12 protein-coding genes and 2 riboswitches are annotated in these 13195 nt (G+C 39.0%); of the genes, 2 read left to right on the top strand and 10 right to left on the bottom strand.

Annotated features, from left to right (window positions below):
- Positions 1-10: 10 nt before the first annotated feature.
- Both ACFX4N_RS01795 and thiT read right to left on the bottom strand, forming a co-directional pair.
- Positions 11-1429, bottom strand: a complete 1419-nt coding sequence (locus tag ACFX4N_RS01795; protein ID WP_192100393.1) for an ethanolamine ammonia-lyase reactivating factor EutA — start codon at positions 1427-1429, stop codon at positions 11-13.
- Positions 1430-1585: 156 nt separating this feature from the next.
- Positions 1586-2191: an energy-coupled thiamine transporter ThiT gene (thiT, locus tag ACFX4N_RS01790; RefSeq protein ID WP_057274123.1), complete on the bottom strand. Its 606-nt coding sequence runs from the start codon at positions 2189-2191 to the stop codon at positions 1586-1588.
- A 32-nt stretch (positions 2192-2223) separates the two neighbouring features.
- Positions 2224-2324, bottom strand: a riboswitch (TPP riboswitch).
- 174 nt (positions 2325-2498) lie between these two features.
- Positions 2499-2683: riboswitch (Lysine riboswitch) on the top strand.
- A 102-nt stretch (positions 2684-2785) separates the two neighbouring features.
- Here thiT and ACFX4N_RS01785 point away from each other — a divergent pair.
- Complete coding sequence (locus tag ACFX4N_RS01785; RefSeq protein WP_013057233.1) at positions 2786-4225, top strand: amino acid permease; 1440 nt, start codon at positions 2786-2788, stop codon at positions 4223-4225.
- Between the two features lie 35 nt (positions 4226-4260).
- On the opposite strand, the gene ACFX4N_RS01780 is transcribed toward ACFX4N_RS01785, so the two are convergent.
- The 5 genes from ACFX4N_RS01780 to ACFX4N_RS01760 form a co-directional block, all read right to left on the bottom strand.
- Positions 4261-4629, bottom strand: a complete 369-nt coding sequence (locus ACFX4N_RS01780) for a hypothetical protein (protein ID WP_057273260.1) — start codon at positions 4627-4629, stop codon at positions 4261-4263.
- A gap of 103 nt (positions 4630-4732) precedes the next feature.
- Positions 4733-5224 carry a GNAT family N-acetyltransferase gene (locus ACFX4N_RS01775; protein ID WP_029322018.1) on the bottom strand — a complete coding sequence of 164 codons (492 nt, stop codon included), beginning with the start codon at positions 5222-5224 and terminating at the stop codon, positions 4733-4735.
- A 90-nt stretch (positions 5225-5314) separates the two neighbouring features.
- Positions 5315-5902, bottom strand: coding sequence for a cysteine hydrolase family protein (locus tag ACFX4N_RS01770; RefSeq protein ID WP_013057235.1), 588 nt, complete (start codon positions 5900-5902; stop codon positions 5315-5317).
- 21 nt (positions 5903-5923) lie between these two features.
- A complete protein-coding gene (locus tag ACFX4N_RS01765) occupies positions 5924-6232 on the bottom strand; it encodes a cupin domain-containing protein (protein ID WP_013057236.1) in 309 nt (102 codons plus the stop codon).
- Entirely contained in the window at positions 6207-6974 is a 768-nt protein-coding gene (locus tag ACFX4N_RS01760) for a YqcI/YcgG family protein (RefSeq protein WP_013057237.1), read from the bottom strand. Before ACFX4N_RS01760 ends, ACFX4N_RS01765 begins: the two co-directional genes overlap by 26 nt.
- A 152-nt stretch (positions 6975-7126) precedes the next feature.
- On the opposite strand from ACFX4N_RS01760, the gene ACFX4N_RS01755 reads away from it, so the two are divergent.
- Positions 7127-7768, top strand: coding sequence for a LysE family transporter (locus ACFX4N_RS01755; protein WP_029322025.1), 642 nt, complete (start codon positions 7127-7129; stop codon positions 7766-7768).
- On the opposite strand, the gene ACFX4N_RS01750 is transcribed toward ACFX4N_RS01755, so the two are convergent.
- The 3 genes from ACFX4N_RS01750 to parE form a co-directional block, all read right to left on the bottom strand.
- Positions 7754-8575, bottom strand: coding sequence for an alpha/beta fold hydrolase (locus ACFX4N_RS01750; RefSeq protein ID WP_013057239.1), 822 nt, complete (start codon positions 8573-8575; stop codon positions 7754-7756). The genes ACFX4N_RS01755 and ACFX4N_RS01750 overlap by 15 nt on opposite strands.
- 209 nt (positions 8576-8784) lie before the next feature.
- Entirely contained in the window at positions 8785-11211 is a 2427-nt protein-coding gene (gene parC / locus ACFX4N_RS01745; RefSeq protein WP_013057240.1) for a DNA topoisomerase IV subunit A, read from the bottom strand.
- Positions 11208-13184, bottom strand: a complete 1977-nt coding sequence (parE, locus tag ACFX4N_RS01740) for a DNA topoisomerase IV subunit B (RefSeq protein ID WP_013057241.1) — start codon at positions 13182-13184, stop codon at positions 11208-11210. The genes parC and parE overlap by 4 nt, the downstream gene beginning before the upstream one ends.
- Between the last annotated feature and the right edge of the window lie 11 nt (positions 13185-13195).

The raw sequence follows: 13195 nt of genomic DNA, 5'->3' as shown, positions 1-13195 counted from the left end.
ATTTAGTGGATTAGGATGAAAAAGCGAGCGTTTTAACGGAAACGGAGATCGCTTCTCCAGCTACTGGTAACCCTAGATCGATGTAATCTCCGTGTGTAAAATCAATTTGATCTAAACAAATAATTTCTAACTCTTTTCTCTGTTTAGCTAGTGCTTGTCCTAAGGCTTTTGCAATATCTTGCTCGCATAAAACAACGAGGCACTTAGCTCTCTTAAAACAAGCAATAAATTCAGCGCTTATTACTTTTGCTAATTCTTGCAGCATCTTATAGCTGCAGTAAGGAAAATGAGATAAAGCAATAGCAACGGGAGGATCTTCTGCACTGAAAATAGTTGAAGCCTGCATACATGACGCTCGAGCTCTTTCTTGAAACAGCTGCGGATTCCACTCCTCCTCTGGCTGTACGGGTATTTCTATAATCGGAATGTTTTTCAGCGGCAGTTTTTTAGACTTAATGTATATGGTTGATCCGCTAACTTCTGTATTTTGCATACCAGCTCCAATGACAGTAGCGCGCGTTGTCTCAGCGGCTTGAGATACTTGGATGGATTGAAAATGATATGCTAGAAGTGGACCAACGTCTCCGTGTATGACCACTTCCTTCACTGTTTTTGGCTTTTGCTTCTCCATCATTGCTCCTACTCCTCCTGAAACCATGATCGTTTCAGGAGGTATAGAAGATCTTGTATGAGGAGAAACGAGCAGCGAGGAATTTTGATTCAGCGCTTTTACATAATTCATGGTTTCTTCAGCTAGTAATTGACAGATAGACGAGAGCTTTTCAAATGTTGCTTTTTCACCTTCTCGCAGTGTTAAAGAATTATTTTTCAAAAATTCAGTTAAATGAGACGAAACGTAGGTAACAAGACCGTCTTCATTTAGTCGAATTAATCTCCCGCCTACATGCAGTGTAAACGTTTCTATCACTTTTCCATTTTGACATAAAGCGATGTTAGCAGTGCCTCCTCCTACATCAATATTGGCAATTACTGCATTTGTTTCAGCAGAACGTTCGATTGCTCCTGATCCTTTTGCTGCTAATATTCCTTCCAAGTCAGCGCCGGCTGTTGCAACAACAAAATCCCCAGCATGTTCGGCTAGATAGTGAACGATACTTTCTGCATTTTGCTTTCTAGCCGTTTCTCCTGTAATGATCACAGCGCCCGCCTCCACTTGATCTAAGGAGATTCCTGCATTCTTATACTCTTGTTCTAGTAGTACCGTTAATCTTTGAACATCGATTTCAACATCGTTTAGCATAGGGGTGGTATAGATAGAACTTGCATACGTTACGCGACGATCAATAATTTGACAGCCTGGCAGCGTAAACTGATTTTGTTGATTTGCTACTAGCAGCTTGCTTACAATCAGTTTTGTTGTGCTTGTTCCAATATCTAAACCTATGCTCGTGATCCATTTCTGTAGCATGCTATCAATCCCTTATCTCGTTTGAATATGGTGATTATCATAAAACAGTTTTTTGAATATTTCACCAACTATGTTATCAAACCTGACACACTTTTGTGTAAACAAAGGTGACAAATAATAAAAAAGACTAAATCTTGGTAGATTTAGTCTTTTTTATTATGAGTGTGATTTAGTTACAATCATTCTTGATGCGGATGGAATTAATAGTGAAAGGATGATTAGACACGATAGCAACGACCCAATCATAGAAATCCCGTTCATTGAGAAAGAATACCACAGAGCGGACATGCCCTTTGGCGCGTATGATCCCCAGAAAATAATACCCGCAATAAAGTGCCAGAAATACCGTGCGAAGCTGCCGATAACAAGGGATAAAACAATCAAAACAAAAGCTTTTGATCTGTTATTGTTAGCTAAATTTGTTTTAATAGATTGCGAAAAAACACCTCCAAAACCTATAAAAGCAAAAGCCACAATATATTCAATAAACGTTTGCAGCGCTGTTAAAATATAAGCCGTTCCTGTTGCCAACTGCAACAGCCCCCATAATAGACCAGATAGAGCCCCGCCTTTTACTCCCCAGCGAAAGCACATAATAAAAATGGGCACCATGGAGAACGAAATACTCACAGCCGTTGCAATCTTAATGGAAGGCAAAAGATCAAGTAGAAGTGCTAATGCTGCAAAAATAGCTATTTCAATTTTAGCCTGTAAGGGTAATGCTTTATTCACGTTTCTCACTCCTGTTTTTGAATCATTCATATCAAACGGTTTACACAGGAGTAAGCAAATATATGCTACTATTCCCACATTCCTACGCTAGCGTTAACTAACAGGTTCGAAGGGTCTGAACAATTTGTTCACTCTCAGCACGGCGGCTCCCCCTGTGGTACGTTCGGATATTTATGTAGTATTATGACAACATTTATTATACCATATGTAACAAAATAGATTCGAGAGATTTCAAAGATGTTTCTATTTTCTGAATCTATTTTTTATAATGACAATCGTTTTAGTATTTGATATACTTCTTTTATGTCAAATGAATATAAAAAACCCTCATCCTAATCGATGAGGTAGAGGTCGCAGTTTTTAATAGTAAAGCAACGGAAATGCAGAGAACATTGAGGATGTTGCTTGAAAGGAAAAATTGCCGAAGTTTAGATCACTTCTCGGTTGATTTAAGCTGGGGCTGTCTCCGAACAGGAACAGAACTGTCACATCATGCAAGTGATGTGAAGAGCTATCTTCACGGAAGGTTGACGCGGTTTTCAGATTTAAAAGCGCGCACATATACTGCGGGCTTTTTTTATGTTATCCCGTCTCTTTCCGTACATTCGAAAGGAGTATTTATCTATGCAAGAGCAGCAAGAATTAAAACGTGGGTTGAAATCTCGCCACTTAACGATGATTTCATTAGGAGGAGCCATCGGAACCGGCTTATTCCTAGCAAGTGGTGGAGCAATTCACACAGCAGGACCTGGGGGAGCGCTTTTAGCTTACGCTATTATTGGTGTCATGGTTTACTTTTTGATGACCAGCCTGGCGGAGCTCGCAGCTTATATGCCTGAAGCTGGTTCGTTTAGTACGTATGCGTCTCGGTTTGTAGATCCATCCTTTGGTTTCGCTCTGGGCTGGAACTATTGGTATAACTGGGCTATTACGATTGCAGCTGAATTATCTGCTGGAGCCCTTATTATGAAATTTTGGTTCCCAAACTCTTCTTCTATTTTATGGAGTGCCCTGTTTTTATTAATTATGTTTGGGCTTAACTACCTTTCTGTAAAAGGATTTGGCGAATCTGAATTTTGGTTTTCATTAATTAAAGTAGTAACGGTTATCATCTTTTTAGTTATTGGTATTATGATGATTTTTGGTATCTTTAACAATGAAGCACCAGGTTTTAAAAACTTCACGCTTGGTGATGGACCCATTCACGGTGGATTCTTTACTGTCTTAGGTATTTTTATGGCTGCTGGTTTTTCATTCCAAGGAACAGAGTTGCTTGGAGTCGCAGCTGGAGAAAGTGAAGATCCGGAAAAAACGGTTCCTCGCGCAGTTAAACAAGTCTTCTGGCGCATCTTGTTATTTTATATTTTAGCTATTTTTGTTATTGGGATGCTTATTCCATACACAGCGGATTCATTAGCAAGTGATGATGTGCGGGTCAGTCCGTTTACTCTAATATTCGAACGAGCAGGTCTGGCGTTTGCAGCATCAGCTATCAATGCCGTTATTTTAACAGCCGTTTTATCTGCTGGTAACTCAGGTATGTATGCTTCTACGCGTATGCTGTGGAACTTAGCGAAAGATGGAAAAGCACCGAGGTTCTTAGCAAAAGTAAATAAACGAGGCGTTCCGGTTAATGCTTTAATCGCAACGGCACTTGTCGGTACACTTGCATTTGGTGCTTCATTTTTTGGAGACGGTGCGGTATACACGTGGTTACTTAACGCTTCTGGTATGTCTGGTTTTATTGCTTGGTTAGGAATTGCAATCAGCCACTATCGTTTTAGAAGAGCATTTGTTGCCCAAGGTCATGATTTGAGTGAACTTCCATATCATGCAAAACTTTTCCCATTTGGCCCTATCTTTGCCTTTATTTTATGTGCCGTTGTTATTTTAGGCCAAAACTATTCGGCGTTTATGGGTGACTCGATTGACTGGTACGGTGTACTTGTTTCCTATATCGGACTTCCTTTATTCTTAATTGTTTGGTTAGGATACAAATGGACGAAAAAGTCGAAACTTATCCCGTTAAAAGAATGTCAAGTAACAGTGAAAAAATACGAATAAAAAAAGCTCTCTATTCTTTTGAATAGAGAGCTTTTTTATGTGATCTGATCAGCAAAATGAAGAGATATATAGGCGGGCTGGTTTTTCATAACAAGCATATAACCTTTGAGGGGACGATTACAGTAATCAGCAGCTTCTATATAATAAATATGCTGAATTAACCTGCTTAAATGGGTTACAAAAGATGGAAGTTGATGAGTAGGAATGCTTTGGATGTAGTCTATGATTTCTTGTTTAGTTTGAAGGCCCGAATGGGTACATTCTAACAGATGAAAAAGCAGATCTGCTGCTATAGTAGATAGTTCAGAATTGTGCTTGATTCTATTCAGCTGGATATGCAGCTCTTTTTTGGACCATCTTTTCGGAATAGCTCTTAGATGCTGATATTGAAAATGTGTATTCATGATAGCTAACACCTTTCGTATTAACATAATAAAACGACTTATTATTTTAATAACCTTTACACACGAAACTAAAACGTTACAATGTGTAAAGGTGTCATACATCTTATAAAATAAGCTGATAAAAAAGCACATCTTGCCACTGATCAAATTTCCAGCCTACTTCTTTAAATTCTCCGCAAAATGTAAAATTAAATTGCTCATGCATTTTGACACTGATATCATTCCCTTTTGTAATCCCTGAAATGACAACGTGATGGTTGAGCTCTTTAGCTAATTCCAAAATCCGCTTCATAAGCTGTTTTCCAATGCCATGTCCCTGCTGGTTTTTATCAATATAAATCGATAGCTCTACCGTTTGAATGTACGCCTCTTTATCTCGATAAGAAGAAAGCGAAGCATAGCCCGCTACTACCCCATCTTTTTCCGCTACAATAAGCGGAAAAAGTTCATTGCTAATGTGATTATCAAACCAGCTCCTTCTTTGCTCTACTGTTACAGGCGTTAAATCAAAAGTAGCAGCACTTGTTTGAACAGACTGGTTATAAATTTCAACAAGCATAGGTAAATCTTCTTCTTTAGCATAACGAATGATCATATGTACAAACTCCTTATAGTATAGAATTATCTTTATTTTACTTCTTTTAATAAACATAATCTACATAAAAAACCGATGTGCGCATGCACATCAGTTATGATTTTGAGCATATTGAAAGGTTTGAAGAACTTGAAGTGTCTCTTTTGTAGAAACGACCGTTGCAAACTCCTCATGCAAAGAAGACAATGCGAATGTATGTACATCTTCTGCAGGAAGCCTTGTTTTTCCATCGTAGGACATACAATCAAAGCAAGCTGTTGCATCGTTTACAACGTACGTCCTGTACCCTAGATTTCCAGCCATGCGAGCAGTCGTAGAGACGCAGTGATTAGTAGTTAGTCCTATTAAGATAAGCGTATCATAGCCATTTGCTTTTAAATAACTGTCTAGCTCTGTTCCAATGAAGCAGCTGTTCACGTGTTTGCGAATTAAGTATTCATCTTCTTGTGGACCAAATCCTTCTTTGAACTGAAACCCCTTCGAACTTGGGTGTAAAGGAGAATTTGGATTTCCTGATGCATGCTGTACGTGAATGACAGGATAATCTTGGCGCCTCCATGCTTGCAGCAGCGTCAGCATATGTTTTTCTGCATCTAAATTGTTTCTTTCCCCCCACTCGGGTGAATAAAATCCTTCTTGTACATCGATAAGCAGCAGCACTGGCCGGGAACGTAGCATAAGCATCATCTTCTTTCGTCTTTATTTTAAAATGGAAATAACGTATGTGCACCCATCAGGACCGGCTTTTGAAGAATGAACCGTTTGTTTCGGTAAATGTATCCGATCTCCTGCCTGACATAGAACCGTATCACGTTCAACTGTAAAATAAATAGATCCTTCAAGTATATGAAGAATTTCATCAGTTGGATGCGTATGAGATGGGTGCGTTTGAAAAGCAATATCGTGCTGTACTTCAACGTATCCAGTATACGCCGGAAGCAGTTCTTTAATTACTTCTTCAAACTTTCCGCCAACTCCTTTTTTAATAGAGGCTTTTTTCACGTCCATGCTGCTCACTCCTTTTTAATTTAAACGGACACTGTCCGGTAGTATAGTTGTTATCATCATGTAAAAAATATTGCTTCCACTCTCGGTTTCCCTGCTGTCCATACCATCCTAACTCAGGGTGAGCTGATACGTCATCATATGTTTTTAACCGATCGCGGACCACCTTTTGTACGTGCCGCCCTATTTTTGAATCTCCTGTCATACCTTCAAAGACCCACCGAGGCTGAAATGTAATCATAAATCCTCTGCTCTTACGGCTTTTACGCAAAGAATGAGCAGGCGTATTACATACGACAAAAATAGGTTCTCCGTGAAAGCAAAATTCCCATAATGGATCTTTTGGATCTTTTGGAATGTCTTGCGGCCATTTCTTTTGATCAATTTGATGAAGAAACGTCAGCGTATCCCAAAACATCGTTTCGTACTCTTCCATTGATCGTTCTTTATGTTCAGGCTTAAAGAATAACACAAAAGATGTATAGCGACCTATGGTCTTGAACGTATCTATGTATTCTCTAAGTGCCGACGCTGCATTCCTAATATCTTGGTAGTTATAAGGAGTAGTCACAAATGAAAAACGCAGTAAATCTTTTTTAAAGCCTTCTACCCCTAATATACAAGGAAATGGATTTTCTTCTGATAATATATCGCTTTGGAAATATTGAAAAGCATCTTTTCCCCAAAACGGGACATGCGTTGACTCTAAAATCTCATTGGCTCGAAAAAGCATTTTTGATGCCATTAAAACCCTCCTTATGGAACTCAACGTTACATGTGTATTAAAGAAAAGAAAGTTTATGAGCATTTTTAACTAAATGCCGCTTCTAAATTATAAAACTCTAATCTATATATATATAAGCTACTATTGGACAAGTTAGAAAGGAGGCTGTGTTTGTGGAGTGGTTTTTGATTGCTATAAAACAAATAATTCTAGGTATTAGTCTCGCAGCACCGGTAGGTCCAATTAATATAGAGATGATTAAAAAAGGGCTGACAAGAGGATTTTGGGCTTCTTGGCTAGTTGGTTTAGGAGGCATGACGGCCGATATTTTATTTATGCTCCTCATTTTAATAGGGTTAACGCCCTTTGTTCAGATGCAGGCTGTTACTGTTTCCTTGTATGCAACTGGTTTTGTCATGCTCACATTTGTTGGCTTTCAAAGTATGAAACAAGCTGTTTCTCGTTCCTTTTCAATAGATGTAAACAAACCCTCTATTAAAAGAGATAAGTCGTTTTTTACAGGTTTCTTCATTGCTCTTATGAACCCTTTAAATATTGTGTTTTGGTTTGGTGTATTTGGGTCAAGCTTAAGCGAAAGCCTCCAAAGTCAAACGTGGCTATCTGTCTTTTTTCACAGTTTCTTTATTATCTTTGGCATCCTTCTTTGGAATTTAAATATTGCCAGCAGCATTCATTTTACAAGAAAATTTATCACGCCTAAGCTTCTTCGCTTCATTACGTTAGGTGCCGGTTTTTTACTTTTTTTATTTGGCTGCCAATTCGGTTTTAAATGTATATCCTTACTTATAGGCTGAGCTTTTAGCGATGAGTTCAATAAGAGTGTCATTTACTTTCTCACGTTCATCATAAAAAAGACCGTGTCCACTATTTTCAAATGGAAGAAGTGTAGAAAATGAAATATGACGATTCATAACTTTTGCAAGATCAAATGGACAAATTTGATCTTTTTTTCCGTGTAATATATATGTCTCAGCGAAAATTTGACTCAAATCCTCTCGCAAGTCTTCGTCTCGTAAAGACACCGCAGTTTTAATCGTTCCATGACCGGATGCCTCTAAACCTAAATCTTGAAACCACCCTCTAAAAGCTGAGCTAATAGGCTGATTAAAAAACTTTTTGCCAAACTCTTCAAGCATGTTAGGACGATCTCTATACGTATTTTGAATAATTGTATTTACTTCTTCAGAAGGAAGTCCATATGGAAAATCAGTTTTTTGAATAAAGCTAGGAGCCGCTGCTCCTAATAAAATTAACTTCTTCACGCCATATCCTAAATGTCTGCTCATATATCGAATGGCAATGGCTCCCCCCATAGAAAAGCCTACGAGCGTATAATTTTTAAGCTCCAGTCTTTCTACTAACATTCGAATATCATCCGCTAATTGATTGTAAGAATAGCCGGTGAAAGGCGCATCTGATTTTCCGAATCCGCGAAGATCAGGAGCGATACATCGAATACCGCGGGCCGGCAACGTTGTAAATTGGTATTCGTACATTTTAGCGTTAACAGGCCACCCGTGGAGGAAAAGAACGGGTTCCCCTTTTCCAATATCCCGTACAAAGAGTTTAGTCTTAGGAGTTACGTGAATAAAATAGTTCATCTATAACACCTCCTAGATGTTCTTTTATATATATGTTTAGGACAATTGGAACATTCAAAAGTTTCTTAGAGGCTTGTGTAGGAGGTATATGATGTTTATTTGGGTTAAGGAGTAGGGAAATTTTTATATTTTTCATTTAGAACATAGTTTAATTTAAAAATATTAAACAAAAAAAGTAGTAAAGCGTTAAAAACTTTACTACTTTTTTGTTATTTTTCTTCCAGCCACACATCAACTAAATTGCCAGCTTCGCTTTGGTCCAATACGAATGAACCGTTGCTGTATCGGTCGCTAGCTCGCATTGTAGACGGATCAACCTGCTCGATTTGACCTTTAGATGATTCCACTATCATGTAGTGTTCTTTAGAGATTGCTTTTACTTTTGCAATTTGATGCGGATTAGATTTTAGTTCTCGGACCATCACTAGCCCTCGTTTTGCTCGTGCTGATTCTTCAAACTCAGTAATTTTTGTCTTTTTCACAGCTCCTCGCTGCGTGGCGATAAATAATTCAGTTGATAGAGCTTCATCTTCATCGAAGATAACGCCGCTTACAACATAATCATCGTCTTTTAAGTTAATTCCTTTCACACCGGAAGCGCGAGTTCCTACAATATTGATTTCTTCTTCCCGGAAACGCAGTCCGTAGCCAGAGCGAGTGGCAATAAACACTTGTTTTTTACCATCGGTTTGATATACATCGACTACTTCATCATCGCCTTTTAAATTAACGGCGACAAGAGCTTTGGAGTAGCGCTGTGCTTTATATTGAAGTAATTCTGATTTTTTGACCATACCATTTTTCGTAAAGAAAAGCAGATACTGATTTTCTTTAAATTCTTTCACCGGTATCGCCCGTACAATTTGCTCTTCTTTATCAATTGGAACAATGTTCATGATATGCTGCCCCATGTCTTTCCACCTGATATCCGGAAGTTCGTGCACTGGCATATATAAATAATTCCCTTTGTTTGTGAAGATGAGAAGGGTTTCGGTTGTATTAATTTCATACTTCGCTAAAATTCGGTCCGTATCTTTCATACCGAAGTCTTGCCCGTTAGACGCGGCGTAAGAACGAAGACTTGTTCGTTTTACGTATCCGTCTTTTGTGACTGTCACCATCACTTCTTCAGATGGAACCATCACTTCTAGATTAATCTTAATTTCTTCGATTTCCGCTTCAATTTTTGAGCGGCGTTCTGTACTGTATTGCTTTTTTACACGGCGTAATTCTTTTTTGATTACATTAAAAAGTTTTTTCTCGCTATGTAAGATTTCTTCTAACTCATTAATTTTAGCACCTAGCTCTTCAGCTTCCGCTTGTAGAGCTGTGATGTCCGTGTTTGTCAAACGGTATAATTGAAGCGATACAATCGCCTCTGCTTGAGGTTCTGTAAATTCATATTTGGCAATTAAATTATTTTTAGCGTCGCGCTTATCTTTAGAAGCTCTAATCGTCGCAATAACTTCATCTAAAATCGACAGTGCCTTAATCAATCCCGCTACAATATGTTCACGTTCACGTGCTTTTTGCAGTTCGTATTTAGAACGATTTGTTACCACTTCTCTTTGATGATCAATATAAGCATCAAGAATGTTAGCCAAGCTCATAAGCTTTGGTCGCTTTTTAGCAATAGCAACCATGTTAAAATTATAAGGTACTTGCAGATCCGTATTTTTATAAAGATAGTGAAGTACTCCTTGAGCATTTGCATCTTTTTTTAATTCTACTACGATGCGCAGACCGGTACGATCCGTTTCATCGCGAACTTCAGCAATGCCTTCCACTTTTTTATCTAAACGAAGCTCATCCATTTTCTTAACAAGGTTAGCTTTGTTTACTTCAAACGGAATTTCTGTAATGACAATTTGCTGTTTTCCGCCGCGAATGGACTCCACTTCCGTTTTTCCGCGAATAATAATTTTCCCTTTACCTGTCTCGTAGGCTTTCTTAATCCCGTCTACCCCTTGAATGATTCCTCCCGTAGGAAAATCAGGACCTTGAATAGCCGTCATCAACTCTTCAATTGTACACGTTGGTTTATCAATTCGCATGATCGTTGCGTCAATTACTTCACCTAAATGATGAGGCGGAAGTTCTGTAGCATAACCAGCTGAAATACCCGTGGATCCATTTACTAGCAAGTTAGGAAACATAGCCGGTAACACAGTTGGTTCGCTGCTTGTATCATCGAAGTTAGACACAAACTCAACCGTTTGTTTGTCAATATCTCGTAGAAGTTCTGCAGCAATCGATGAAAGGCGAGCTTCTGTATAACGCATTGCTGCTGGGGGATCTCCATCAATACTTCCGTTGTTTCCATGCATTTCGATCAATACATTTCTAACTTTCCATTCTTGACTCATTCGAACCATGGCATCATATACAGATGAATCACCATGAGGGTGATAGTTACCAATTACGTTCCCTACAGTTTTGGCTGACTTGCGAAAGCCTTTTTCTGCTGTATTCCCATCTACGTGCATTGCATATAAAATACGGCGCTGAACGGGTTTTAACCCGTCTCTTGCATCCGGCAGTGCACGCTCTTGAATAATATATTTACTGTATCGACCAAAACGGTCGCCTAGTACATCCTCAAGAGGTAAATCTAAAAAGCGTTCTGTTTGTGTCATTGTACGTCCTCCTCTGCGACCGTTAATACATTTTCATTATCTAAAATATTTGGATCTTCTTCTAACCCAAACGCTACGTTGCTTTCAATCCATTTTCTGCGTGGTTCTACTTTATCGCCCATCAAAGTGGTCACACGACGATCAGCGCGAGCAGCATCATCAATACGGACACGAATCAGCGTACGCGTCTCTGGGTTCATTGTTGTTTCCCAAAGCTGATCTGCGTTCATTTCACCGAGACCTTTATAGCGTTGAATCATATACCCTCTTCCTACCTTATCGATAGCACCTTGCAATTCTTCGTCACTCCATGAATATTCAACCACTTCTTTTTTACCTGACCCTTTGCTTACTTTATAGAGCGGTGGAAGAGCAATAAATACTTTTCCTGCTTCCACAAGCGGTTTCATATAGCGGTAGAAAAACGTTAGGAGAAGCACTTGAATATGAGCGCCATCCGTATCCGCATCGGTCATGATGACTATTTTATCGTAGTTAATATCATCAATGGTGAAATCTGCTCCTACTCCTCCGCCTATCGCGTGGATGATCGTACTAATTTCTTCGTTTTTAAAAATATCTTGAAGCTTGGCTTTTTCGGTATTGATAACCTTCCCTCGCAGTGGCAGCACAGCTTGAAAGCGGCGGTCCCTTCCTTGTTTTGCTGAACCTCCGGCGGAATCCCCTTCGACTAAGTACAGTTCATTTCGCTGAGGATTTCTTGATTGCGCAGGCGTTAACTTCCCGCTTAGAACGGTTTCTTGACGCTTTCGTTTCTTCCCGTTTCTTGCGTCTTCTCTCGCCTTTCGTGCTGCTTCACGCGCTTGAGCAGCTTTGATTGCTTTTTTTACAAGAAGAGAGCTTACGTCTGGGTTTTCTTCTAAGAAATAGGCAAGTTTTTCAGAAATAACTGCATCTACGGACGAACGAGCTTCACTTGTACCTAACTTTCCTTTTGTTTGACCTTCAAACTGAAGCAACTCTTCAGGTATTCTAACGGAAACGATGGCTCCTAAGCCTTCTCGTATATCCGTTCCTTCTAAGTTTTTGTCTTTTTCTTTTAGCAGGCTTACTTTACGGGCGTATTCATTAAATGCACGCGTCATAGCGCTTTTTGCACCGGACTCATGCGTTCCACCATCTTTGGTACGAACATTATTAACAAATGATAAAATGGTTTCAGAATAACCATCATTAAATTGAAAGGCAAATTCAACTTCAATATTATGATGAATCCCTTCAAAAAAGACGACTGGATGAAGTGAATCTTTTTCTTCATTTAAATATGAAACAAAGGCTTGAATACCTGTTTCATAATGAAAGATATCGTGACGATCATGTCTTTTATCGATTAACTCTATTTTGAATCCTTTTAACAGAAAAGCCGATTCGCGGAGCCGTTCACAAAGCGTGTCATAATTATACACAGTTGTTGAAAAGATCGTGGCATCCGGTTTGAAATGAATCGTTGTTCCCGTTTTTTTCGTTTTTCCTATTTTTTCTAGCGTCGTAACCGGCTTTCCTCCATTTTCAAAACGCTGTTCATAAATAAATCCATCTCTATGAATGGTTACAGTCAACCATTCAGACAGCGCATTTACAACAGATGCACCTACTCCGTGTAAGCCTCCGCTTGTTTTATATCCACCCTGTCCGAATTTACCTCCTGCATGCAAGATGGTTAAAATAACTTCAGGCGTTGGTTTTCCTAATTTATGCATGCCCGTTGGCATACCTCGACCTTTATCTTGTACAGAAATTGAATTATCTTTGTGAATGGTTACAATAATTTCTTCTCCGTAGCCTGCTAGAGCTTCATCAACAGAGTTGTCGACGATTTCATATACTAAATGATGCAGACCTCGTGTATCCGTACTTCCAATATACATACCAGGACGTTTACGAACGGCATCTAATCCTTCTAGTACTTGAATTGCATCTTCATTATAATTAAATTGTTGTTTCCGAGCCATTCATACTACCC

Origin of the sequence: Priestia sp. YIM B13551 (assembly GCF_042787905.1) — a bacterium.
Taxonomy (GTDB): domain Bacteria; phylum Bacillota; class Bacilli; order Bacillales; family Bacillaceae_H; genus Priestia.
The sequence above is the reverse complement of the archived record's forward strand: the minus strand, read 5'-3'. Positions and strand labels throughout refer to the sequence as shown.